Annotated in this window: 22 protein-coding genes and 2 riboswitches; of the genes, 13 read left to right on the forward strand and 9 right to left on the reverse strand. The window is 51.0% G+C overall.

Features of this window, described 5'->3' with window-relative positions; genetic code table 11:
* The first annotated feature begins 75 nt into the window (after positions 1 to 75).
* Entirely contained in the window at positions 76 to 2,094 is a 2,019-nt protein-coding gene (locus ACFOLF_RS23740) for a beta-galactosidase (protein WP_210038874.1), read from the forward strand.
* Between the two features lie 188 nt (positions 2,095 to 2,282).
* Positions 2,283 to 3,320: a zinc-binding alcohol dehydrogenase family protein gene (locus tag ACFOLF_RS23745; protein WP_210038947.1), complete on the forward strand. Its 1,038-nt coding sequence runs from the start codon at positions 2,283 to 2,285 to the stop codon at positions 3,318 to 3,320.
* A gap of 203 nt (positions 3,321 to 3,523) precedes the next feature.
* Here the strand turns inward: ACFOLF_RS23745 and ACFOLF_RS23750 are convergent, their stop codons facing one another.
* The 4 genes from ACFOLF_RS23750 to ACFOLF_RS23765 form a co-directional block, all read right to left on the reverse strand.
* Positions 3,524 to 3,853 (reverse strand): hypothetical protein, encoded by a 330-nt coding sequence (locus tag ACFOLF_RS23750; protein ID WP_210038875.1) that lies wholly within the window; start codon positions 3,851 to 3,853, stop codon positions 3,524 to 3,526.
* Between the two features lie 104 nt (positions 3,854 to 3,957).
* Positions 3,958 to 4,073: riboswitch (guanidine-I (ykkC/yxkD leader) on the reverse strand.
* Between the two features lie 81 nt (positions 4,074 to 4,154).
* Complete coding sequence (locus ACFOLF_RS23755) at positions 4,155 to 4,316, reverse strand: hypothetical protein (protein ID WP_210038876.1); 162 nt, start codon at positions 4,314 to 4,316, stop codon at positions 4,155 to 4,157.
* 130 nt (positions 4,317 to 4,446) lie between these two features.
* A complete protein-coding gene (locus ACFOLF_RS23760; RefSeq protein WP_210038877.1) occupies positions 4,447 to 5,226 on the reverse strand; it encodes a pirin family protein in 780 nt (259 codons plus the stop codon).
* A gap of 230 nt (positions 5,227 to 5,456) precedes the next feature.
* On the reverse strand, positions 5,457 to 5,900 hold the full coding sequence (locus ACFOLF_RS23765) for a MarR family winged helix-turn-helix transcriptional regulator (protein WP_210038878.1): 444 nt from the start codon (positions 5,898 to 5,900) through the stop codon (positions 5,457 to 5,459).
* 178 nt (positions 5,901 to 6,078) lie between these two features.
* Positions 6,079 to 6,218, forward strand: a riboswitch (ZMP/ZTP riboswitch).
* Between the two features lie 82 nt (positions 6,219 to 6,300).
* On the opposite strand from ACFOLF_RS23765, the gene ACFOLF_RS23770 reads away from it, so the two are divergent.
* Both ACFOLF_RS23770 and ACFOLF_RS23775 read left to right on the forward strand, forming a co-directional pair.
* On the forward strand, positions 6,301 to 7,167 hold the full coding sequence (locus ACFOLF_RS23770) for a bifunctional 5,10-methylenetetrahydrofolate dehydrogenase/5,10-methenyltetrahydrofolate cyclohydrolase (protein ID WP_210038879.1): 867 nt from the start codon (positions 6,301 to 6,303) through the stop codon (positions 7,165 to 7,167).
* Positions 7,164 to 7,790 (forward strand): cyclodeaminase/cyclohydrolase family protein, encoded by a 627-nt coding sequence (locus ACFOLF_RS23775; protein WP_210038880.1) that lies wholly within the window; start codon positions 7,164 to 7,166, stop codon positions 7,788 to 7,790. Before ACFOLF_RS23770 ends, ACFOLF_RS23775 begins: the two co-directional genes overlap by 4 nt.
* Before the next feature lie 215 nt (positions 7,791 to 8,005).
* Here ACFOLF_RS23775 and ACFOLF_RS23780 read toward each other — a convergent pair whose 3' ends face one another.
* The 4 genes from ACFOLF_RS23780 to ACFOLF_RS23795 form a co-directional block, all read right to left on the reverse strand.
* Positions 8,006 to 9,028 (reverse strand): ABC transporter ATP-binding protein, encoded by a 1,023-nt coding sequence (locus tag ACFOLF_RS23780; RefSeq protein ID WP_210038881.1) that lies wholly within the window; start codon positions 9,026 to 9,028, stop codon positions 8,006 to 8,008.
* A gap of 48 nt (positions 9,029 to 9,076) precedes the next feature.
* Positions 9,077 to 9,868, reverse strand: coding sequence for an ABC transporter permease (locus ACFOLF_RS23785; RefSeq protein ID WP_210038882.1), 792 nt, complete (start codon positions 9,866 to 9,868; stop codon positions 9,077 to 9,079).
* The gene (locus ACFOLF_RS23790; RefSeq protein ID WP_210038883.1) at positions 9,865 to 10,641 is read right to left on the reverse strand and encodes an ABC transporter permease; all 777 of its coding nucleotides are present in this window, start codon (positions 10,639 to 10,641) and stop codon (positions 9,865 to 9,867) included. Before ACFOLF_RS23790 ends, ACFOLF_RS23785 begins: the two co-directional genes overlap by 4 nt.
* A gap of 124 nt (positions 10,642 to 10,765) precedes the next feature.
* Positions 10,766 to 11,620, reverse strand: coding sequence for a helix-turn-helix domain-containing protein (locus ACFOLF_RS23795; protein WP_210038884.1), 855 nt, complete (start codon positions 11,618 to 11,620; stop codon positions 10,766 to 10,768).
* A gap of 162 nt (positions 11,621 to 11,782) precedes the next feature.
* Here ACFOLF_RS23795 and ACFOLF_RS23800 point away from each other — a divergent pair, with 162 nt between their 5' ends.
* A complete protein-coding gene (locus tag ACFOLF_RS23800; protein WP_210038885.1) occupies positions 11,783 to 12,520 on the forward strand; it encodes a phytanoyl-CoA dioxygenase family protein in 738 nt (245 codons plus the stop codon).
* Positions 12,521 to 12,659: 139 nt separating this feature from the next.
* On the opposite strand, the gene ACFOLF_RS23805 is transcribed toward ACFOLF_RS23800, so the two are convergent.
* Positions 12,660 to 13,388: a hypothetical protein gene (locus ACFOLF_RS23805; protein ID WP_379113531.1), complete on the reverse strand. Its 729-nt coding sequence runs from the start codon at positions 13,386 to 13,388 to the stop codon at positions 12,660 to 12,662.
* Positions 13,389 to 13,749: 361 nt separating this feature from the next.
* Between ACFOLF_RS23805 and coxB the strand changes: the two genes are divergently transcribed.
* From coxB to ACFOLF_RS23845, 8 genes are all read left to right on the forward strand, one after another.
* Complete coding sequence (gene coxB, locus ACFOLF_RS23810) at positions 13,750 to 14,790, forward strand: cytochrome c oxidase subunit II (protein ID WP_210038886.1); 1,041 nt, start codon at positions 13,750 to 13,752, stop codon at positions 14,788 to 14,790.
* A 67-nt stretch (positions 14,791 to 14,857) separates the two neighbouring features.
* On the forward strand, positions 14,858 to 16,666 hold the full coding sequence (ctaD, locus tag ACFOLF_RS23815; protein WP_379113552.1) for a cytochrome c oxidase subunit I: 1,809 nt from the start codon (positions 14,858 to 14,860) through the stop codon (positions 16,664 to 16,666).
* Positions 16,663 to 17,283: a cytochrome (ubi)quinol oxidase subunit III gene (locus ACFOLF_RS23820; RefSeq protein WP_210038888.1), complete on the forward strand. Its 621-nt coding sequence runs from the start codon at positions 16,663 to 16,665 to the stop codon at positions 17,281 to 17,283. The genes ctaD and ACFOLF_RS23820 overlap by 4 nt, the downstream gene beginning before the upstream one ends.
* A 4-nt stretch (positions 17,284 to 17,287) precedes the next feature.
* Positions 17,288 to 17,605, forward strand: coding sequence for a cytochrome C oxidase subunit IV family protein (locus ACFOLF_RS23825; RefSeq protein WP_210038889.1), 318 nt, complete (start codon positions 17,288 to 17,290; stop codon positions 17,603 to 17,605).
* Positions 17,606 to 17,692: 87 nt separating this feature from the next.
* Complete coding sequence (gene ctaG / locus ACFOLF_RS23830; RefSeq protein WP_210038890.1) at positions 17,693 to 18,610, forward strand: cytochrome c oxidase assembly factor CtaG; 918 nt, start codon at positions 17,693 to 17,695, stop codon at positions 18,608 to 18,610.
* A 79-nt stretch (positions 18,611 to 18,689) separates the two neighbouring features.
* The gene (locus tag ACFOLF_RS23835) at positions 18,690 to 19,145 is read left to right on the forward strand and encodes a DUF420 domain-containing protein (protein WP_379113533.1); all 456 of its coding nucleotides are present in this window, start codon (positions 18,690 to 18,692) and stop codon (positions 19,143 to 19,145) included.
* Positions 19,146 to 19,318: 173 nt separating this feature from the next.
* On the forward strand, positions 19,319 to 22,354 hold the full coding sequence (locus ACFOLF_RS23840; protein ID WP_210038892.1) for a PAS domain S-box protein: 3,036 nt from the start codon (positions 19,319 to 19,321) through the stop codon (positions 22,352 to 22,354).
* Between the two features lie 370 nt (positions 22,355 to 22,724).
* Positions 22,725 to 23,450 (forward strand): hypothetical protein, encoded by a 726-nt coding sequence (locus tag ACFOLF_RS23845; RefSeq protein ID WP_210038893.1) that lies wholly within the window; start codon positions 22,725 to 22,727, stop codon positions 23,448 to 23,450.
* Positions 23,451 to 23,457 lie beyond the last annotated feature (7 nt).

Genomic DNA, 23,457 nt, shown 5'->3' on the forward strand with positions numbered 1-23,457 from the left:
TGTTAAATGTTTAATTGATCACATGAATACTAGCATGCGGTTTTCGTTTGGGGAATCATAAGGAGGAACGAAAGTATGAAATTTGGAGTGGATTATTATCCCGAACATTGTCCAAGCGATATTTGGGAATGGGACGCGGATCAAATGCGCGGCATGGGCATCGATCTTGTCCGCATGGCTGAATTTGCCTGGTCGAAGATGGAACCGGAGGAAGGACGGTACGATTTCGGGTGGCTCGACAGATCTATCGAAATCCTGAACAGCCGGGGAATCAAAACAGTGCTGGGGACGCCTACCGCAGCTCCCCCCGTCTGGCTGATGGAAAAGCATCCCGATATTTTTCCCGTGAATGCGAGCGGAATGCGTGTGAGCTTCGGCGGCCGCCATCACGATTGCCAGTCGAACGAGACATACCGCACGCATATACGCCGTTTTGTACGGGAGATGGCTCTGCATTACAAGGATCATCCCGCCGTTATCGGATGGCAGACGGATAATGAATTCGGCAACAGCCATCAGCAGCTGTGCTACTGCGATTCCTGCCGCAGCCGCTTCCAGCAATGGCTGGAGCAGCGGTATGGCGCGATTGAAGCGCTGAATGAAGCCTGGGGCACCGTCTTCTGGAGCCAGACCTACGCACGCTTCGATCAGGTTCCGTCTCCCATGCCGACGCCGAATTCCCATAATCCGTCGCATCTGCTCGCCTGGAAGCGGTTTTGCTCGGATTTGATTGTCGATTTTCAGAGGGTGCAGGTCGAGATTTTGCGGGAAATCTGCCCTCATCATTTTATAACGCATAATTTTATGGGTTTCTTCGACAAAACCGATTATTTCGAGCTTGCCAGGGATCTGGATTTCATCTCCCATGATCAGTACCCGATGCTTTTCCTGGAGGAGCGCATCAAGCGCAGCTCGCCGGCGCATCTGGGAATGGCGCTTGATCTGATGAGGGGAACCAAGGAACAGTCGTTCTGGATTATGGAGCAGCTGGCAGGTCCGACAGGCACGGAAATTCTCGGCTCCACGCCCCGGCCCGGACAAATCCGGCTGTGGACCTACCAATCCATTGCGCATGGAGCGGATACAATCGTCTATTTCCGCTGGGATACGGCGCTTGTGGGCAGCGAGCAGTACTGGCACGGCATACTGCCCCACAGCCGGATTCCGGGGCGGCGCCACGCGGAGATCAAGCAGACGATTCAGGAGCTGGCCCCCCATATGGACGCGTTCAAGGGCGGTCTTCCGGGGTCCGAAGTGGGCATCGTGTTCAGCTACGATCAGGAATGGGCCATGCAGATTCAGCCCCATCATCCGGATTTGCACTACGTGAAGCATTTGTACAGCTATTATCAGGCATTCTTCGATAAGAATGTGCCGGTCAATCTGGTGTCCGACAAGGCGGATTTCTCCGCATACAAGGTGCTTATCGCCCCGCTGATGTTCCTATCCAATCCGGGGCTCAGCTGCAAGCTTCGCGAATATGCTGCAGCCGGCGGCCATCTGGTGCTTGATATCCGGGCTGGCGTGAAGGATTGGGACAATGCGGTTCATGCCGCGACGCTGCCCGGCGATTATGCGGAGCTCGCCGGTGTGAAGATTGAGGATTACGATTGCCTGCGTCAATTCGGCCAGGGCATACGCTGGATCGGAAACGGGGAAGTCACGGAGAGCGCCAATCTATGGTGTGATATCATCACGCTTGACGGAGCTGAGACGCTTGCCGAGTATACGGAGGAGTTCTATGCGAATACGCCGGCGATTACCCGAAATTCATATGGCGGCGGATTTGCCTATTATGTGGGTACACAGCTTGGTCCTCTGACGATGGAAACGCTCGTCGCAGAGCTGGTCCGGGCGTCGGGAATTCGCGGCATTGCCGAATCCGTGGATGGAGTGGAGATCACGCGGCGCAAAGGGGAAGCCGGTGAATATCTGTTCGTCCTGAATCATAACGCCTCAGCAGCGGAAATAGAAATCCCGGCTGGCTGGCAGGCTCTCGTGTGCGGCGCAGGACAGCTGCAGGATGGCGCATTGAAGCTCCCGGCCTACGGAGCTGCTTTGTTTCATTCCGATAGCATAGAAGAGACGGCATAATTCTATCATCAGGGCAGGGTTATCTCCCCTGGGGGCAGTCATTCAGGCTGCCCTCCAGGGAATAATCCTGTCCTTTTGCCTTGCTACGATTTGCTTTCACCTCGCACGAATGCGTATATTTACTATTTTGGATTGGAGCGGGTAAAATAAGATATGGAAGCAATCTTGGATTATAAGGAGTTGGCATGATGACAAACAAGGAAACAATGAAAGCGGTAGGTCTTTATAAATATTTGAATATTGAGCATCCAGACAGCCTGATCGATATGGAGCTTGAGAAGCCGGTTCCAACCGGGAGGGATATATTGGTCCGGGTTAAGGCCATTTCTGTCAATCCGGTCGATACCAAGGTGCGCGCTCCGAAAGACAAGACGGAAGACTCGCCAAAAATTCTGGGTTGGGACGTGGCGGGAGTCGTAGAGCAGACAGGGCCGGAATGTACGTTGTTCCAACCTGGCGACGAGGTCTATTATGCCGGCAGCATTACCCGGCCAGGCGGCAACAGCGAGTTTCATCTCGTCGATGAACGGATTGCCGGTTCCAAGCCGGCATCGCTGGATTTTGCCCAGGCGGCTGCGCTGCCCTTAACGGCGATCACGGCCTGGGAAGGGCTGTTTGACCGGATGGGGGTGTCCCGGAATAAGGACGCTAATGCAGGCAAGTCAATCCTTATTATCGGAGCTGCGGGGGGTGTGGGGTCCATCGCCGTGCAGCTGGCCAAATATGCGGGGCTGACGGTTATTGGAACAGCTTCACGTCCGGAATCGGCGGAATGGGTCAAGGAGCTTGGGGCTGATTATATCATCGATCATTTCCAGCCATTCACCGCCCAATTGAAGGACATCGGCTTGCCGGAGGCCGATTATATTTTCTGCTTGAACAGCACGGAGCAGCACTGGGAGAACATGGGCGAAGCGGTAGCGCCGCAGGGCAAAATTTGTTCTATTGTGGAGACGAAGGAGTCATTGAACCTGAATGTGCTTAAAAATAAAAGCGCAGCGTTCATGTGGGAATTCATGTTCACCCGTGCGATGTTCCAGACGGCGGATATGATTGAACAGCATAAGCTGCTGAACGAGTTGGCCCAGCTCATTGATGCCGGCATCATCCGCACAACCTTGACCGAAAGAATGGAACCGATTAATGCCGCCAACCTGAAAAAGGCCCATGCCACGATTGAAGCCGGCCGGACCGTTGGCAAGGTTGTTCTCGAGCATTTCCAATAGTCTTTGTTTCTTTAAAGGCAATAAAGGTTAAAATTCCATCAGACTTTGCTTATGCCCTGAAGGGAAGAAGCTTGGCTGTGGGTCCTAGGACTGCGACAGTCAAGCTTCTTCTTGAGCCTTTCCAGCTGTGCTTCTGAAGGCTGGATGACGGGGCGGTTAGTTTGCTGCAATGATTTTGCTTGCCGCATGCCGGCCAGCGCCGTTCAGATCTGCGGGCCAGCTTTGGAAAACTTGCGTTTGGCCCAGTCGTCCAGCTGCTTGATTTTCTTGCGCCCCAGCGTGGAGCCATAGAGAATCAGGAGCACAATAACGAAGGTAAAGAGGTCCAGCTTCTTTTCTACAATAAAATTCACAATGCCGAGCGTAACCTGAGGCAGCACGCCTGTGAGGACGGTCAGTATGGCTCCGATCCGGAACAGAGGCTTGGAGCCCAGCCGGTATCTGGCAAACACCATAAAGAAGGTGGATGCCCAGGCGAGCACCTCGAGCATAAGCAAGATAAACCACTTATTATCCAAAATAAAATTCATCATAAACCTCACTTTCTCTCCCGCAATCGTGGTGGAAGTCTCCCTTTAGTATGGAAAGAAATCACCTGAACAAAACAAAAAAGCCTGGAAATATCGATCATAACGATATCTCCCGGGCTTTTATCCCTCCGTGTCGTCACGCGTGCCGATGAACCGGCTTACGTGGGTTTCCCTCGGTCCAGTCCGGCTGAAACGAAGCTGCGGAACCCTAGAAACCTTACATATAAAGTTATATTGTTTTTAATATAAACGATCAGGACTGAAAAATCAACCTGGAATCTTCAGCCGGCATGCAGACTCTCCCTCAGGAGCGTCGGAACAGGTTTATGAATTTCATATTGCGGATCCCGAAGGAGAAGATAAGCAGGCTGATAAGAAACAGCTGAGTATGTTGGATTGACAAATAAATAACCGGAAGCAGCAAAACAACCAGTAAAGCCAGCCGCATGACATTCATATCATCCATCGTCCTCTCCAGCACTCATATGTTAGTTAATATAACATGTTAAAGGGCTTTAGTAAATCGGAGAGGAGATGGAAAGGATACATATAAGGCTATAGCCCTGATCTGATGACAGTTAATATTACTTCTATACTCAGCGTTTGGGGTGCAGCGGATAGTCTACGATCGTCGGAACCTCAATCAGAATGAGCCGCAGCGGCTCGGTGCCCTCACTTGCCGTTATGAGGACGTTCAGCTCCTCATCAGCACGCACTACGACATAATCCTTGTGCTGGAAGTCCGTGTTTTTTGCTGCATCCTCTGCATAGGACCAGCTGCCTCCGCCCCGAATCGCAAGCGCCGATAAAGTACGTTCGGCAGGGACCTGATGGCGGTAGGATTGTCCGGCCGGTACGGTAACATCCCACATCCGGGCATCGGCAACGATGGAGATGGGCGATCCTTCGCCGATGACGGTTTTTCTGATAACGCCGCCCGTCTCCACAATCGGAAAAGCCTCATGATCATACTGATTATAGGTTGGCGCGGCTTTGTAGGCCGTCTCCAGGCTTGGCTCGAACCAGATCTGGAAAGCTTCCATATCCGGGCCTACAAAACGTTCCTGGTGGCTGACGCCGGAGCCGGTCTGCATGATTTGGACGCCGCCGGGACCTACAGTGCTTTTGGTGCCCAGAGTATCGCCATGCTGGGCTTGGCCGTTGACTACATAGGTCATAATTTCAAAGGCTTGATGGGGATGCAGCGGAATGTGCCCGCCTTCGGCCGAATGCGCCCATGCCCAGTAGAACAAAGGGCCGAGTCTGCGCAGCACCGAGCCGTCCCCGGTAAAGCCGATTGGTTTCTGCTCTGTAATTTTGCCGCCGTCAAATGCGCCTCTGCCTTGTAATGTTGGACCGTATATTAAGGTTTGCATAGAAATGACCTCCATTAGTGGTTTTTATATAAATAGGGTATAGCCTCAATATGACAATTGAATCGTCTCAAAAAGCCGGTTATCATACCGCGTATCAGGCGGAAACAGTCTGCAACGGATTTTTAGACAAGTGACAAGCGGTGAACACGCTCATCCCCCTCGAATATCTGAAGACGGTTCCGCGTGCGCAGCCGCTCTTCTTCATTGAAGCTCTGAATGCAAGCAGCTAACTAGATGAAGCTTGCCTGGGCTGCAAGGCCCAGCTTCTTAAGCAGTTGAATGGCCTGTGTCTGCTCTTCAGCCGTGAGACCGGCTACCGCCTTCTGAATCGCCACGGTATGCTCTGGAAAAATCCGCTCAAGCAGCTCGGTCCCCTGCTCCGTAAGCTCTGCGAAAATTACTCTCCTGTCCGTAGGACATGCCTTGCGCCGCGCTAATCCTTTGGCCGTCAGCTTGTCGATGACGTAGGTTATATTGCCGCTTGTCATCAATATTTTCTCGCCAATCTGCTGCAGAGGCTGCTCTCCCTTATGATACAGCAGCTCCAGCACACCAAATTCAGTGGGGTTCAACCCGTATTTGCGAATATCCTGCTGTATATGCGCGCTAACCCATTGATTCGCCCGTGATAAAGTAACGAATAGCTGTAAAGAAGTATCCGGAGGTTGACTCACGCTGCTCACCTCAATTTCCTTTATATTAAATATCTTAATTTAAAGATAAATCAATTCGACGACGTTGTCAAGCGGCTGTATTCCGTTACAGGCGGGGGAATGCCAATATATCCTCCAGAGGACGTCAATAGCCGTTTCTTCTGGACCTTGTTTCTGCTATAATGACAGCATTGGAATAAGGGTCGCGTGCAACTGGCGCAGCGTGGATTAACCACGAGGAAGCAAGCGACTGAATGAGCGTATCCATGCTGACCTCCGCTATCAGTTAATTGGGGTGCAGCTGCCGCTCTGTCATAGCCGTACGCCTGGGCAAAGTATTTGAAGGAAGATGTGCTTAAGAGCACGGGTCCTTTCAGATGCTTTTTTTTGTTTACCTATTGCATGAGGGAGGCATTCGATCATGGCCAAGCTGTTGAAGGCAAAACCGCTCGCTGATGAGGCAGGCGGGCTCATCAAGACACAGGTTCAGGAATGGAAAGAAGTAGGGATTGCACCGGCAATTGCGGTCCTGATGGTAAATGGAGACCCGGCCTCGGCAGCCTATGCCAACGCCAAGGGGCGGCTTGCCGGGAAGCTGGGGATTGGCTTCGAGCTTCTGACTTTCGAGCAGAACGTCACGGAGGCTGAATTGCTCCGGGAGATTCAGCGGTTGAATGGGGATGACAGCATTCATGGCATTCTGATCGAGCTTCCGCTGCCAGCGGGATTGGATTCCAGCCGGCTTGCGGCTGCGCTGGATCCGCTGAAGGATATTGACGGTATTACCCCGGCCAATAAGCTTGCCTGCATGATGAATGAACCCGGTCTGCGGCCGGCTACCCCGCAGTCCTGCATCCGATTGATTGAGGCTGCGGGAATCCCGCTAAGCGGCAAGCATGTTGTCGTTGTCGGCAGGGGAGAGACGGTAGGCCGGCCTCTGATGCAAATGCTGCTGCACCTGAACGCAACTGTGACCGTGTGCCATTCCCGTACGGCTGATCTGGCTCGAATGATCAAGGCTGCGGACGTGCTGGTCACGGCTGCGGGCCGATTGAACCTGATTACCCCGGAGATGGTTCATACCGGGCTGACTCTCATTGACGCAGGCATCAATGTCAATCAAGATGGCAGTGGAATTGCCGGTGATGCCGCTCCGGAAACGGCCGATCATGTAGCGGCTTCTTCACCGGTCCCTGGGGGTGTGGGCACATTGACCACGACGATATTATTCGAGAATGTCCTGCATGCATTAAAGCTGCAGCAGGATGCGGGGAGGCTGCAGATATGAGCGATTCATGGAAGCAATCGATCCATGCTTTTTTGGAGAAAGCGGGCTCCGCTTCTCCTACTCCAGGAGGAGGAAGCGTGGCTGCCCTCGCCGCAGCGCTTGGCGCATCCATGGGCTCGATGGTCACCCGGCTGACGACAGGAAACAAGTATGAAGATGTGCAGGTGGATATGAGTTTCATCACCGGACAAATGGCAGGGGCTGTATCGGCATGCGAGGCGGTCATGCTGGAGGATATAGAGAGCTTCGGGGAATTTATGCGCGTTCTGGCTCTGCCAAGGACAACTGAAGAAGAGCGGGAGCTGCGCAAAAAGGCCCTCAGCGGAGCTGCTGTCCGCGCGGCCGAGGTGCCATTAGGCTTAATGGTGCTGTGCCATGAGCTGCTGCTGCTGCTGCATGATGCGGTTATGAAAGTGAACCGCAATGTCATCTCCGATTGGGGAATCGCCGCCCTGATGCTCGAAGCGGCGATCCAATCGGCTTGGCTCACAGTGGAAATTAATTTGAGCTCCATTCAAGATCTGGCTGCCGCAGCGCGCATTCGTGAACAGGGCGAAGCGTTTGAGCTTGCGGGTGCCAAGCTGAAGGCAGAGATCCTGACGGCAGTCAGATCCCGATTGTAAGCTGCTCCTTTTCATTTGAGACAAGATAAACTTAGGCCCATACTCCAAGTGGCGTACGGACTGGCCGATACAACTGATTGGCCAGCGCCAACTAGCTGGCTAATGCCAACGGACTGGCCAATACCAACTGACTCTGACGGGCTGCGCGCATGGAGTGGGGCGTTTGTAAATAAAGACCTGATTTATCCTGATCAGGTCTTTAACACAATCAGGTCTTAGTAGACCCGGTGAACGATTTCTTCAAAGTCGGGCTCCTCCATATGAACATCTTCGATCTCGCCCAGCTGCTCCAGCATCCGCAGCGCCTCCATGGCGCTGAGCTGATCGCGGTTGCACTCCACGGTAAGCGTATGACCGTCGCTGCCCGTAAGCCGCAGAGGCCAACGGCGGTCCTGCGGTTCCTCAGCGGCGCTTCCCGGCCAGTCGGCCGGATTAAACTGGCCGTCTATCAATGGAGAAGCCATGCTGAGATAGGTTACCCGAATGATGGTCGGCAAGCCGATCCTCCGCCTCAGCCCGTCGGTTGTCCCGTCAAATCCGAGACGGCCGTCATTGATCACAATGACGCGGCTGCACAGCTGTTCAATATCGTCCATATCATGAGTCGTGAGCAGGATCGTCTTGCCCAGCTCGCGGTTGATGGAATGCAAAAATTCACGGATGCTTCGTTTGGCGATCACATCAAGTCCAATGGTCGGTTCATCGAGAAACAGAATGTCCGGATCGTGGAGCAGCGCCGCCGCGATGTCGGCGCGCATTCTTTGTCCGAGTGACAGCTTGCGCACTGGCGTCTCCATGAACGGGGCAAGAGCCAGCAGTTCGCTCAGCTCGCCAAGGCGCCGCGATTTCACTTCATCGGGCACACCGTACATGGCGGCCAAAATGTCGAAGGAATCCCGCACCGGCAAGTCCCACCACAACTGTGTCCGTTGACCGAACAGCACGCCAAGTCTGCGCGCGACGGTGCGCCGCTCGCGGTGGGGGCTCATGCCGGCAATCCGCACTTCGCCCGCTGACGGATGAAGAATGCCGGATAGCATCTTGATCGTTGTTGATTTTCCCGCTCCGTTAGGCCCGATATACCCGACGAATTCCCCCTGATTAATCGTAAAGCTGATATCACGGACGGCTTCCTTTACCTTATAATCCCTTGAGAACATGGTGCGCAGCCCGCTGAACCGCCCCTCCTTGGGGACGGCTGATTTGAATTCCTTGGATAAGTGCTCGACCGTTATCATATGAGCGCTGGTCCTCCTATTTGAGAATATACGAATAGAGATGCTTGTTTAGCTGCCTGTACTCTGATAACGGGATAAACCGACCCGCCACATAAACAGTCCTGCGGCAAACACCAGTACAGCCGCCGCGAATGCGGACAACAGCAGCCAGACTCCGCCTTCCCCGCGCAGAATATACAATGAGGGGACATAATTGGCGAATGCGACCGGAATAACGCTGAGCAGCATGACCTCCATCCACTTGGGATAAATCGAAACCGGATACTGGACGGCTGTCCGCGCTGCGTCCTCCGTAATATTCTGCAGCTCTTCAATCCTCGTAATCCAGAAGCCGGCTGTAGCCGTAAGCAGTCCGATTCCGAATAATAGCAAAGCGCCTGAGAGGATAACCAGCAGCGTCAGCGGGATAGAGGCCCAGGAGATTTGCCCGGCGGCAAATAAAGCCTGCATGCTGACAGCAAGCACGGCGGCGCCTTGAATGATCTCCCCGATCCGGAAGGATACATTGAACGACATCAGTCCGAGCAGCACGGGGACCGGCCGCAGCAGCAGACTGTCCAGGTCGCCGCTGAGCAAATATTTTTCCAGATGATGCACATCAGAGGCTACCGTCCGGTATATCGCTTTGGACAGAGTCAGGATGGCATACAGATAGCCGGCTTCTGCCAGTGACCAGCCTTTAATATGGCCGAATTTCAGCAGAATAATAGCCAGCATGGCGAATTCCACGACATTGATCAGGGCAGCCATCAGGGAAGAGAACCAGAAATTGAATTTGTACTGCATTCGGCTGCGAAGGCTGGCGACTACCAGCAGATGGTACATGCGAAGCCATTTCATCCGCCCTGCACCTCCACTTTGCGCCGCATAGTCCGGGCAATCATCAGGCAGATGCCGGTGAGCCCTGCGCCCCAGCCAAGAGAGCCGAGCAGCGGGCCGGGACCGTCCATGCCCAGATAAATCCGGGTCGGCACATAATGCAGGAACGGGTAGAACGAAGCCCGGCTGATCAGCTCGAGCCAGCCCGGCAGCCACTCAATGGGAATGAGAAATCCGGACAGCAGCATACTGAAGGCATAATTGACCCAGTACAGCCAGCGTGATTCGGTCGTCCAGAGCGCCAGGGCTCCAATCAGGAAATTGATGCAGATGGAAATATAGGCGGCGAGCATCAAAGCGACAGCGGTCCAGATGAATGTAAGCAGGGATGAAGGGACATGAAGCGGAAGGACGAAGAGGTACAGCGTGTAAATCGGGAGAAACTTGTAGACAAACTGGTAGGCGATCTGCCCCCATTCCTTGCACATCAGCTGATAGAACAGGTGAACCGGACGCATGAGCTCAATGGCGATTTGACCGGTTCGGACGGATTGCTCCAGGCCCAGGCCGTTGTTCAGAAAAGCGGCGACCCACAAGCTGACCTGATTGAAGGCGACATAGCTGATCATGCCGCTCATTCCGTAGGCGCCAAGCGATTGGCTTACGCCAATGCCGGTCCAGATGGAAATGTAGATGAAGCCGAACAGGGCGCTGGCGATATTATGTACCATATGTGCGCCGCGGTACTGCAGATTCCGTAAGTATGTCTTACGGGCCAAAACGAGGAAAAGCAAAATAGCACCTCCATCATGATAAGCTGCGGCGAAGAGCCGGACTGCCTGGATGCAAAGGTGAAATGCTCGTAGAGAGAGCGAGAGACCATCATATCCTAAATGGTGGAGGAAATGCAATGTTTTTTTATTCAGCCATGGTACGGAAGCTCCTTGGAGCATCTCCAAACTTCCGTTTGAACATTTTCTCAAAATGGGTCAGCGTGTTGAAGCCGGAAATATAGCTGATCTCCGAGATCGGGAGGGAGGAGGACTGGATGAGCGATTTGGCAAAATTAAGCCTGAGGCTCTGCAAATATTGCTGAAAGGCAGTGCCGGTCGTTTTGCGGAAGCAATCGCTGAAATAATTGGGGGAAAGCCTTGCCTGTCTGGCGGCGGCTTCCAGAGAGAGCGGTTCGCGAAAATGATGGTGGATATACACGAGGCTATCCTGGATGCCGGCTGAATGGGCATGGGGCATTGGCTTCTGCTTCCTCTCCGCTTCCCCGGCTTCAGCCTCGCATGCGCGCAGCAATTCGATCAGTATGCGGTTCAGAGCGCTTCCCACCATGAGACGCCTGCCGGACAATTGACTGGCTGATTCCTTCATAATAAGGGAGAAGCATGCAATCAGATCCGGCGTCATGCTCTCTGTCATTACAGCAGAAAGTTCAACGGGATTATGAAACAGCAGCTCGCGCATCTGAGGCTCCATCCACTCATCGGAAAATATGAGATTGTAAATCTCAAGAGAGTTCCCTCGCGAAGGGCCGATTATATGAAAATCCGCCGGCGTCAGCAGGAAGAGATTGCCTCTTGCGATCGTCATCGGAACTCCGTTGACAATATTATAGCCTTCACCTGACACGACGAAGGAAATCTCATAAAACTCATGCCAATGAAGATCCACCTGTTCCTCAATATGCTGATGAAAGATACGGAAGGTCGAGGAGGAGAAATACTCGTCATTGGTCAGTCTTGTCGGCAGCGGGGGATAGACCATTTGTTTCCTTCATCTCCTTTCATTTAAGTAGATTATATAGGAATTCATCATCAATCTGAAGATATGCGTATTATATCTGAACATAAAAGGAGAATTCGCTGGCCGAAACATTATAAAATGAGGACAACAGGCAAGGAAACACCAACGAAGGAGGCATTTTTAATGCAATTGTCTACGCTTTCAAAGGAGCAGGTTGACTATTATCAGGAGAATGGCTATTTGCTCCACAATAAACAGCTTTTCAGCCCGGAAAAAATGCGTACTCTCACGGAAATCTTCGAGGAGCAGCTGGCCCAAAAAGGCAGCAAGCTGTCCGATGAGCTGGATACGCCGCATTTTCGCGATGAACGGCTGTTGGATTATCTGCTGAGCGATGAGGTGCTGGATCTGGTTGAGCCCATAATCGGGCCGAATATCGGACTCTGGTCGAGTCACTTTATATGTAAGGATCCTGTAGTTGGCCGCCCGACTCCCTGGCATGAGGATTCTACGTATTGGAAGGGACGTCTGAGCTCCTTCGATAAAATCATCACGGTCTGGCTTGCCATCGACCGCAGCTGGAAAGAGAATGGATGCATGCGCGTGATTCCCGGCACTCATCGGAACGGGTTCTCCGAGTACGAGGATATCGACGCGGCCAAGAATCTGTTTGCCACCCAAATCAAGAACGTTGACGAGTCTGAAGCCGTTTATTTCGAGCTGGAGCAAGGAGAATGCTCGCTGCATGATTCCCGTATCATTCATGGTGCAGAAGCGAACAAGAGCCCTTACCGACGCTGCGGCTACACAATGAGGTATTTCTCCACGGAAGCCAAGGTCGTGCCGGAGAAGAATCCCGGATTCAAGGTGTGGCTGGCCAGGGGCAAGAATATTGCGGGCAGCAAATTCGTGAACGAATAAACTGCCCGGGCCGGGTGTATCAGGCGGGGCAGCGTAATCTTATTGCATATATTATAGAAGAAATAAATTACAATCAGCATTTTATGCTTGCAGATCAAGACGGGGAAATGTGCGTCAGCGCATTCCTCAGTCTTGATCTTTATTTTGTTTGTGCGCGGCGGATCTGTACATCCAGCGGCTCGGGAACATCATCGCCGCCAACAAACTGATGCTTGACCAATTTATTGAAGGAGTCTGTCCAAGGGGTGAGAGGGTGTCCTGCCCATGCTTCCTGGGCATACTGGACAAGGTGGTTCACGAACTGCTGGTTGGCCGATATATGAACTTCCTGAACAGCAGGCGCCAGTCTGCGTATATGAACGGCAATGGTCTGCTTGAGCTCGCCTGAAATTTCATTATGATCATTGACGGACAACTGGGAATTATAAGGACCGACGATCCGCTGGTTGTTCCAGTACGGACTGCCGTTATCCGAATTATAAACGCCGGAGTTCGACCCGGTATTGTTCTGCTCCCGGGTGCCTCTGCCGCCGGTTTTACGGGTGTGGGTTGCCGTCCAGTCCAGCGTCATGCCTACATATGCGTTCTTGTCCGTCAGAAATACGAGCGCGGCAGCAACGCCGTTGATGTTGGACACTTCGGTCGAGAGCATGTTGCTGTACTCGAGCCACTGATTGTCATGCTGACCCGGCAAGCCGCTCATCGTCCCGTACATGCGGCTGCCGAGCATTTTCGGATCGTTCTTCTGCTTGGTGCCGTAATCGTAGGTGCTGTTCTCGGTTTGTCGTCTGTAATTGCAGCCGCTTGAGACGGTTAGAATGACGGCAATTGCGGTGAATGACATAAGAAGCTTGCGCAGCTTTTCCACGGTGGTTCGCCCCTTCCTTTAATCTGTTCTTAGCATGGGCGTCGAAACTTGAAATATGCATCACAATTTCATACATAAAGAACCATGGTTTAAGCAAACAATGAAGGATAGACATGGAGCTTCAAGAGGGTCATGGAGCAGGCTGTTGGCAAGCAAAAAAAGCGCTAAAATCGAGGTTTTTTCAGCTTTGAGAACAATTTGTGAACTCTCTTGGGAACATTGACAAATAGCACCTCCAACTTTATATTTAATAAAGTGATTAGATTGCGGAAGTTTGTCTATACACCTAGGAAAATCACGCAGCAGGCCGTATTTCCGCCATCCAAGGCTGCTGCGAAAAAGTCAAAAGTGGGGTTGATTGATGATGAATCGGTGGCACGTTCTAAAACGGCTTATGCCGCTTCTTGCGGGGATGGTATTGCTCCTGTCAGCATGCGGACGAGCTGACCTGTCGACTCTTAGACCGCAAGGACCGGTAGCCGAGGAACAATTCGGACTAATGAAGTTGACTATTATTATCATGGTAATTGTAGTCGTGGTCATCTTCGCAATTGCGTTCTATGTTATTATTCGCTTTCGCCGTCGTCCAGGCGACAAAATTCCGGTTCAGGTTGAAGGTAACCACAAGCTGGAAATTATTTGGACCGTTATTCCGATCATTCTTTTGATCATTCTCGGTGTTCCGACAATCAAGACGGTTTTTGGACTCGCACAGGATTATTCCAAAGATCCCAACGCGATTCAGATCAAGGTTACCTCTCATCAATACTGGTGGGAATTTGAATACCCGAAATACGGATTGAAGACGGCTCAGGAGCTTTTGATTCCTAATGATGCCGTTATCTCCATCGAAGCCAAGACGGCCGATGTGCTTCATTCCTTCTGGATTCCTTCACTTGCGGGTAAGATCGATACGAACCCGGGCGGCAACGTCAACAGAATGTATTTTGAAGCGCCGAAGACAGGCGTGTACTTAGGGAAATGCGCCGAGCTTTGCGGACCTTCCCACTCACTGATGGATTTCAAGGTTAAAGTAGTCGACCGCGCTTCTTTTGATCGCTGGGTTGCACAGATGAAAGAGCCTGTTGCGCTGCCTGCCGATCAGGCAACTGCGGATCTCATAACGAACCAGTGCTTGTCGTGTCATGCGATTGGCGCCAATGGCGGACAAACCTATCCGAACCTGACAGGAATCGGAAGCCGCGATGCGGTTGCGGGCATATTAGTCAACAGAGACGAGCCTAAATACAAGAATGAAGGATCGGTTGAGGATAACCTTAAGAAATGGATATCGGATCCTCAAGCCGTTAAGCCTGGATCACTAATGCCGAAAGTAGAGCTCAACGATCAACAGATTGATGCCATTGCCAAGTACTTGGCTGACTTGAAGCTTAATTATTAATACTCGCGGATTGAAGGAGGTACCAACTTTGGCTCACGCACATGCGGTTAAACGGTATAGCGGCTTAATGGATTGGCTGACAACCGTTGACCATAAGAAAATTGGCATTCTGTATTTGATTTCAGGTGGCTTCTTCTTCCTTGTTGGCGGTTTGGAAGCTATTATGATTCGGATTCAGTTATGGCAGCCGCAAAATGATTTTGTCAGCGCTGATACATATAACCAGCTGTTGACCATGCACGGTACAACTATGATTTTCCTCGCCGCGATGCCGATGATTTTCGCGATGATGAATGCGGTTATACCGCTGCAGATTGGCGCGCGCGACGTTGCCTTTCCTTTTGTAAACGCACTTGGATTTTGGACATTCTTCGCAGGCGGAGTGCTGCTGAATGTCAGCTGGTTCACAGGTGGAGCGCCGGACGCGGGCTGGACATCGTATGTACCGCTTGCAACCTCGACCTATAGTGCGGATCATGGCGTTGATTATTATGTCATCGGTTTGCAGATCGCCGGTATCGGAACGCTGATCGGCGGTATCAACTTCCTGGCGACGATTATTAATATGCGCGCTCCGGGCATGAGCTTCATGCGTATGCCGATGTTCACCTGGACCGCATTCATTACCTCGGCGCTCATTCTGTTCGCTTTCCCGGCACTGACAGTTGGTCTGGTGGCGCTGATGTTTGACCGCTTGTTCAGCGGTAATTTCTTCGAGGTCAATAATGGCGGTAACGCCGTTCTATGGGAGCATATCTTCTGGATCTTCGGACATCCTGAGGTATATATCCTCATCCTGCCGGCTTTCGGGGTTATATCCGAAGTCATCAGTACGTTCTCGCGCAAACGGCTGTTTGGATACAGCTCCATGGTTTTCGCAACGGTTCTGATCGGCTTCCTCGGCTTCATGGTTTGGGCGCATCACATGTTTACAACCGGTCTTGGACCAGTTGCCAACGCCTTGTTCTCAATCGCGACGATGCTGATCGCTGTACCTACCGGTATCAAAATCTTCAACTGGCTGTTCACGATGTGGGGCGGTTCCATCAAGTTTACAACAGCCAATTTGTTTGCCATCGGATTTGTGCCTACATTCGTAATGGGTGGAGTAACCGGCGTTATGCTGGCTGCCGCTCCGGCCGATTACCAGTACCATGACACCTATTTCGTTGTCGCTCACTTTCACTACGTTATTGTCGGCGGTTTGATCTTCGGTATTTTCTCAGGTCTTCATTACTGGTGGCCAAAAATGTTCGGCCGCATGCTGAATGAAAATCTCGGCCGCTTAACGTTCTGGACCTTCTTCATCGGCTTCCACTTGACGTTCTTCCTGCAGCATTTCCTTGGACTGATGGGGATGCCTCGTCGGGTCTGGACATATCTGGATGGCATGGGCTTCAATAATTTGAATATGATTAGTACAGTCGGAGCCATGTTGATGGGTCTTGGCACAATATTCTTCCTGGTCAATATCGTTGTCACAGCAATGAAACCGCGCAATGCCCTTGGCGATGCGTGGGAAGACGGCCGTACGCTGGAATGGTCGATTCCATCGCCTCCGCCGGAGTATAACTTCTTGCAGACGCCTCTTGTGCGCAGCTACGATCCTTTCTGGAAAGAAAAAATGGACGGCAATACCGGCATGACTCCGGCTGAACCGGTTGGACCGATTCATATGCCTTCACCATCTATTCTGCCGTTAATTATGTCGATCGGCTTGTTTATCGCAGGTCTTGGATTTATGTATCACCAAACGATTGTGGGTATCGTGGGCTTGGTTATCACGTTCGGCTGTATGTTCCTCCGCTCGGTCTTCGATGATCATGGCTTCCATATTGAACCGGAAGAACTGCATGACAAGGGGGTAAAAGCATGAGCGCACACTCGCATGTAGACGGAAAGCTGCCGCACGAGCCGGAGAAGGCAACTCTTGAGGGCCGCAATAAAGTGACCGGCTTCTGGCTCTTCCTAGGCGGGGAGACGGTCTTGTTCGGAACCTTGTTCTCCATGTTCCTGGCGCTTCGTCACCAGGTGGGAGACGGAAATCCGACATCGCAAGAGCTGTTCCAACTTCCGACGGTTGCCGCGGCAACCTTCATCCTGCTGGTGTCCAGTTTGACAAGCGTGTTCGCGATTCAAGCGATGCACACCAATAAAGTTAAAGCGATGATCAATTGGCTCATCATTACGATTGTTCTGGGTCTTGGCTTCCTTGGACTTGAGATTTATGAGTTTACCGAATATGTCCATGAAGGACATAAATTCTCAACGAGCGCGTTCAGTACATCGTTCTATACACTGGTAGGCTTTCACGGTGCTCACGTAGCTTTCGGGGTATTGTGGATCGGATTGCTTATCGCGCAAATTTTCAAAAAAGGGTTAACTGTTGTAACTGCGCCGAAGATTTATGTTGCTGGTATGTACTGGCATTTTATCGACGTCGTGTGGGTTTTCATCTTCACTGTCGTTTATCTGATGGGAAAGGTGGGCTAACCAAATGTCAAGCCAAGACACAACTGTTGAAGAGCATGGCAAACGCCATAAGCATGAAGGACCACAGAAGCATATCGTCGCTTTTATTTTCTCTATCCTGCTTACGGTAATTGCCTTCTCCATGGTAGCCGCCGGTGAAATAAACGGAACGTTTATTTATATCATGCTGGTGTTTATGGCCATTCTGCAAGTTATTATCCAAATGTCATTTTGGATGCACATGAAGGATCGCGGACATATTTTTCCGATAGTTGGTATTCTCATGGGAGTGTTCGTTGTGTTCACCATTGTTATCATGGCTGAGTATTGGGCATGGTGGTAGTACACGGATAAATTGAAAAGAGGGTGGTCCTTGCTGGCCCCCTCTTTTGTTGTAAATATGGGTAATGCTGGGAAGGGGGATCAAGGCATGCTAGGTTTGCAGTACTTCACCTTTGAAGAGCTATGGAGCCCAATCTTTTTCTTTTTTATTGCTGCGATTGTTATTCTGTATTTCTATATGGTGGGACCGTGGAAGCTGAAGCACGCGCCGCAGGAGCCGCCAGCGACTTGGCTCCAGAAAAGTTTATTTGTTTTCGGTGCTGTTTTGTATTATTTGGCACAAGGCGGGCCATTTGAGATGCTTGGACATATGATGTTTACATTTCACATGATGAATATGTCCATCTCTTATTTGATCGTTCCACCGCTGATTTTGCTGGCTGTACCTGGGTTTGTATGGCGGAAGATGTTTAGCGGGGCATTCTGGAAGAAGTTGAATCCGCTGATGCACCCGATTCTGTCATTGGTTCTGTTTAATATGCTGTTCTCGCTGTATCATGTTCCTCACGTGCATGATTTTGTCATGACGCATTATACGGTTCATCGTATCTATTACTTGGTTATGCTGCTGGCAGCCTTTATGATGTGGTGGCAAATTGTCTGCCCTGTTCCGGAGTGGAACCGTTTGACGGATCTGCGCAAAATGGCCTATGTATTTGCCAACGGGATCTTGCTCACGCCGGCTTGTGCACTGATTATCTTTGCCTCCACACCCTTGTATGCAACTTATAATGATCCTGAGGTATGGGCACAGGCAATGGGATACTGTGTATCCGGCGATCCTACCCGTCTGCTTACGATGTTCGACGGCCCTTCCTTCTTTAATCTGATGAAGCCCGTTGAAGATCAGCAGCTTGGCGGAATCGTGATGAAGCTGGTTCAGGAGCTGATGTACGGCAGTATTCTCGCTTATGTCTTTTTTCATTGGTATAAGAGAGAGCAAGGCGATACAGAGGATGAGCTGCCAAGAACAGGTAGCGCAGGCCCTGCAGGCGCAGGGGTTTAACCTGCAGGAACCGCAGCTTATGGCAGTGTAAATCGGTAATGGGTTTGAATTGAAAGAATTGGTGGGATGTTCCTTGTCAATGTATGATTTATTGCCTGCAATCAGCACGTCGTTCATCTTTATAAGCGGAATATTGGTAGCTATCGGTTGGCGTCTGGCGATTAAGCGAAGACTTGAGACGCATAAGAAAGTCATGATCGCGGGCTCCATAGCGGCGCTTCTCTTCTTTATTATTTATGTGTCCCGCACCATCTTCGTAGGAAATACGGAGTGGGGCGGACCGGATGATCTGAAGACCTATTATATGGTGTTCCTGTTTTTCCATATTACGCTTGCCACAGTAGCGGCTGTGTTTGGCATCACGACGCTTACGCTTGCTTTTCGAAACAGCTTCGTCAAGCATCGCAAAGTAGGCAGGATTACATCGGTGATCTGGCTTGTCACCGTTGTTACGGGTGTTATCGTTTATGTGCTGTTATATTTAATGTATCCGGGCGGTCATACCAAACCGGTGCTTGATGTTTTGTTTGGCTAACCCGTATTAACCGGGACAATGGAATTAGATTAGTTCAAAAAGAAAGAATCGGAGCCTGCTTCGGTTCTTTTTCTATTTTATGCGGATATACACTAGACCCGCCGCCTCATGTTTATGACTGCCTGTTTAATAGTATAATGAAGATATATCTAAAGAACCAAGGAGGGATCCGGATGACTCTACCTCCGTTAAACCAGGATCCGCATTTTGGGCATATTTATCACCATGCGATGAATGGTGTTGCCATATTAGCTGCAGAGGATTTAGCGGTGCTGTATGCCAACCCTGCTTATAGAGATTTGACAGGATTCTCCGAGAGCGAGCTGCTTCATAGAACGTTCCCTGAGCTGATTGAACGGATAAATGGTGAATCACCTCTCCCCGAGAAGGAGCTTGACCGTCTGCTGGCCTCAAGCGACGCCTTTTATGATACCGATCAGATCGTTCGGCATAAGCTGGGCTATGGCATCCGTACCCATCAACGATGGACGCGCTGCGCGGCAGAAAAAGATGTGGAGCAGCCGGCAAAATTGGTAGTTGAACTGTCTGCGAAAGTACCGGATGTGGCTCTTGAGGCGATGGTTCCATCGATGCCCGACTATCAGGACTTATACTCGTTGATCACTCGCAATGCACAGGATCTGATCTCGATCAGTACGCCGGATGGCGTCTTGATCTATCTTTCTCCATCCTCCTGGAGCCTGCTCGGCTACAAGCCGGAGGAGTTTGTCGGCAGAAAACGCATGGATTATTATCATCCGGAGGATGCCGCCCAGATGGAGCAGCCCGGCATGCTTTATTCCGATAAAGAGCGTTTTATCCGCAGGCTGCAGCATAGGGATGGGCGTTATTTGTGGTTTGAGATATGGTCGCATGTCGTAAGAGACAAGAATGGAATCCCGGAGAAAATCTTATCCGTCGGCAGAAATGTAACGGAACGGAAGAAGTATGAGGATAGGCTGACCAAAGCCAAGCGAATTGCCAATATGGGCAGCTGGGAATGGGATTTGATCAAAGGGGAGCTGTCATTCTCGGAGGAAACACGCCGTATTTTCGGCTATGCGTTCCAAGCGTTTTCCAGCAGTATTGAGGTTGTCTTGGAACGAATTCATCCTGATGACCGTCAGCAGGCGAGGAATGTCGTGGAGCAATCTCTTCTTGATGGGCTCCCGGCTGCTTATAAATGCCGGATTGTGCTTCCTGACGGGGGAATCAGGACGCTCCGCAACCAGTGGGAAACGGTAGTGATTAAAGACGGGAAGCCCCTGCAGATGATCGGCATGGTGCAGGATATAACCGGTCAGACCCGGATGGAGGATCGTCTGCGCGAAAGCGAGCGCAATTACCGCATTATTTCCGAGCATTCGCTGGACTTTATCTCGCGCCATGCCGTGGACGACGCCTTGACGATCCTGTACGCTTCACCGATCTGCTACCATATGCTGGGCTATGAGCAGAAGGAGATGATTGGTGCAAGCTATATCGATTATATTCATCCTGATGACAGAGTCCAGGTAAAGGCGGCTTTGGAAAACAATAAAAATGGGCGCTATCTAGAAACCTATGTATTCCGGTTCCGCAAGAAGGACGGGACATATGTCTGGTTTGAGACAAGCAGCCGATACACGTATGATGAAGATGATCAAATAAGTGAGCTCATTTCCATTTCCCGTAATATTACGGACCGTAAAATGTTCGAATCGAAGCTGAGCGAAAGCGAAAGCCGCTACAAATCGCTGTTCGATTATAATCCGTCGGGGATCAGTTCCTTTGATCTGGATTTTAAGTTTACTTCGCTTAATCCCAGTATGGAGAAGCTCACTGGCTACTCCAGACAGGAGCTGCTGGCGAAGCCGTTCAATGAGCTGTCACATCCGGATGATGCTGCGGAAACCGTCCGCCGCATAAAGCTTGTGATGCAGGGTCAGCCGCAGTCCTATGAAGCCCGAATGATCGGGAAGGACGGCCATGTACGGGATCTCAGCATTCATAATGTGCCGATCATGGTAAACGGACAGATCGTCGGTGTATATGGGATTGCATCGGATATTACGGAACGCAAGCAGTATATCAATCAAATCGAAAAGCTCAGCTATGAGCATGCGCTTATTCTGAATGCGGTATCTGAAGGGATTTTTGGCCTGGATATTACGGGCAGGCCGACCTTCATTAATCCGGCCGGAGCGCAGCTGCTGGGCTTCAGCTCCAGTGAATTGCTGGAATCGCTGGATCTGACCATGATTGAACAGTATGGCCCGCAGGGCTTGTCATCGGCGGATACCCCCATCTACCAGGCGATTCATAGCGGCCGTTCCCATCAGGAGAAGGAGGCTGTGCTGTGGAAGAAGGATGGTACCAGCTTTCTGGCGGAATATCAGGTGACTCCGCTCTTTGATAAGGGTGAACGCAAGGGGGCGGTCGTGGTATTCCGGGATATTACCGGCGAGAAGGAAATCCTCAAGGCCAAGGAGTCGGCGGAACGCGCGGACCGGGCCAAATCAGAATTTCTGTCGGTGATGAGCCATGAGCTGCGGACGCCGATGAACGGCATTATCGGCATGACGGATTTGCTGCTGCAAACCTCATTGGATGAAGAACAGCGCGGATATGCGGGAATTATCAGCCAGAGCAGCGAAGCGCTGCTTCTGATTCTCAATGATATACTCGATATCAGTAAAATCGAAGCCGGCAAAATGGTGCTGAACCGGGAGCCTTTTCCGATTCATGAGACCATGTCCAATCTATTGGATCTCTTTCTCCATCGCGCGGTGGAGAAAGAGATCCAGCTGACCTGTGAAATAGCGGATGACTTTCCGGCGATCATTGTCGGGGATCCCGTCAGGCTGCGCCAGGTGCTCGTTAATCTGGTGGGCAATGCGATCAAGTTTACCGATTCGGGAAGCATATCCCTGACGGTTGATGTGAAGAGCAGAGCTTTATCCCAAGGGATACTGCTGGAATTCAAGGTGACCGATACAGGGATCGGGATTCCGCTGAATAAACAGAATCAGCTTTTCCAGTCCTTCTCCCAGCTGCACACAGCTATTAACCGCAAATATGGGGGTACGGGACTGGGCCTGGCTATTTCTAAAAATTTGGTGGAACTGATGGGCGGCATAATCGGGGTCGAAAGTGCGGAGTCAGAGGGAGCTACGTTTTATTTTACAATCGCGGTTGGGCTTGTGGAGGATGAAGGAGAGCCTGTCTAGAGGTGAGCATACGCTGCAGAAACGAATATTGATACAAGAGTTAGATTAAGCCGGTCCGGTGAGGGCCGGTTTTTTTTTGACCTTATCGAATTTATAAGTTTCACGCTTGTACATTTCGAAAAACGTCTAAGGGGAAAAACGAACGGAGCAGCAAAAGGATGGCAACAGTCGTTTCTTCATGACCGTACAGAATTATTTACGAGTTTTGCTATTAGATGTGTAAAGCTTTGTGGGGAAACTAACTCTGCAGCGGCCGACGGAATGTATGAGCCTTGAAATTTTATACAAAACAGGGATTGACAGAACTGGCCCTCTGTCATTATACTGTGTATAAAGATATATACAGTATAATGAGTGAAGGAGGAAGAGCATGACCAGCTGGCGGGGAGCACTTGTTTTATTCCAGCATGAAATGCGCCGATCCTGGGTTGGATTAATTGTTTCGATTTTATTGTTTCTATATGTCAGCTTATTTACATTCCCCTTGCTGCCTGTTTATGAGGAACCGAATCCTGCCTTCTCGTTCGATGCGTGGCTGGGTGATTTCTTCTACCTGAGTCTGATTCCCTGCCTGGGTTTTCTGATGGGTCAACATTCCTTTAAATTTTGGAAGAGGGATTACCTGAAAGAAAAGATCGCCTATTGGCGGACGATGCCGATTCAGATGAGCTCGATTGTTATCTTTAGAATCATTCAGATGCTCGTGGTCTTTCTGATAGTAGGACTGGTATTCTTTGCTTCACAGTATCTTGTCTCCGGCGGGCTTCGTCAGGCGCTCAGCCTTAGTGAGTACTTGGGATTCTTGCTGATCTGGCTGGGATATGGACTTGTGGTCGCCTCAACCTATATTTATTTCGAAATGGCGATCGGCGGGAGGATTTATCTGATTGTATGCTTCCTCTATATATTTATCTATGCCTTCGCCGTCCTGCTGCTGTGGTTAAATCACTTCTCGGTTCTCGAATATACGCTGAATGCGGCCAGACAGCATAAGCTGCTGCTGACCATCTGCATGCCGGTTGCCGGCATCCTGTCCATCCTTGTCATCGGATGGCTGGTCAAGAAGCGGCTGGATGTCAGTAATCTGGCGCAATAAGCAGTTC

The organism is Paenibacillus sepulcri (assembly GCF_042647105.1).
Taxonomy (GTDB): domain Bacteria; phylum Bacillota; class Bacilli; order Paenibacillales; family Paenibacillaceae; genus Paenibacillus_Z; species Paenibacillus_Z sepulcri.

Bases quoted from the DNA above. Each gene is read 5' to 3' on its own strand.
- ACFOLF_RS23820 (WP_210038888.1), top strand. From the start codon at position 16,663: ATGAGCGCACACTCGCATGTAGACGGAAAGCTGCCGCACGAGCCGGAG.
- ACFOLF_RS23760 (WP_210038877.1), bottom strand. From the start codon at position 5,226: ATGCAAACCTTAATATACGGTCCAACATTACAAGGCAGAGGCGCATTT.
- ACFOLF_RS23845 (WP_210038893.1), top strand. From the start codon at position 22,725: ATGACCAGCTGGCGGGGAGCACTTGTTTTATTCCAGCATGAAATGCGC.
- ACFOLF_RS23740 (WP_210038874.1), top strand. From the start codon at position 76: ATGAAATTTGGAGTGGATTATTATCCCGAACATTGTCCAAGCGATATT.
- ACFOLF_RS23770 (WP_210038879.1), top strand. From the start codon at position 6,301: ATGGCCAAGCTGTTGAAGGCAAAACCGCTCGCTGATGAGGCAGGCGGG.
- ACFOLF_RS23745 (WP_210038947.1), top strand. From the start codon at position 2,283: ATGACAAACAAGGAAACAATGAAAGCGGTAGGTCTTTATAAATATTTG.
- ACFOLF_RS23775 (WP_210038880.1), top strand. From the start codon at position 7,164: ATGAGCGATTCATGGAAGCAATCGATCCATGCTTTTTTGGAGAAAGCG.
- ACFOLF_RS23835 (WP_379113533.1), top strand. From the start codon at position 18,690: ATGTATGATTTATTGCCTGCAATCAGCACGTCGTTCATCTTTATAAGC.
- ACFOLF_RS23780 (WP_210038881.1), bottom strand. From the start codon at position 9,028: ATGATAACGGTCGAGCACTTATCCAAGGAATTCAAATCAGCCGTCCCC.
- ACFOLF_RS23755 (WP_210038876.1), bottom strand. From the start codon at position 4,316: ATGGATGATATGAATGTCATGCGGCTGGCTTTACTGGTTGTTTTGCTG.
- ctaD (WP_379113552.1), top strand. From the start codon at position 14,858: ATGGATTGGCTGACAACCGTTGACCATAAGAAAATTGGCATTCTGTAT.
- ACFOLF_RS23840 (WP_210038892.1), top strand. From the start codon at position 19,319: ATGACTCTACCTCCGTTAAACCAGGATCCGCATTTTGGGCATATTTAT.
- coxB (WP_210038886.1), top strand. From the start codon at position 13,750: ATGATGAATCGGTGGCACGTTCTAAAACGGCTTATGCCGCTTCTTGCG.
- ACFOLF_RS23795 (WP_210038884.1), bottom strand. From the start codon at position 11,620: ATGGTCTATCCCCCGCTGCCGACAAGACTGACCAATGACGAGTATTTC.
- ACFOLF_RS23750 (WP_210038875.1), bottom strand. From the start codon at position 3,853: ATGATGAATTTTATTTTGGATAATAAGTGGTTTATCTTGCTTATGCTC.
- ctaG (WP_210038890.1), top strand. From the start codon at position 17,693: ATGCTAGGTTTGCAGTACTTCACCTTTGAAGAGCTATGGAGCCCAATC.
- ACFOLF_RS23825 (WP_210038889.1), top strand. From the start codon at position 17,288: ATGTCAAGCCAAGACACAACTGTTGAAGAGCATGGCAAACGCCATAAG.
- ACFOLF_RS23785 (WP_210038882.1), bottom strand. From the start codon at position 9,868: ATGAAATGGCTTCGCATGTACCATCTGCTGGTAGTCGCCAGCCTTCGC.
- ACFOLF_RS23800 (WP_210038885.1), top strand. From the start codon at position 11,783: ATGCAATTGTCTACGCTTTCAAAGGAGCAGGTTGACTATTATCAGGAG.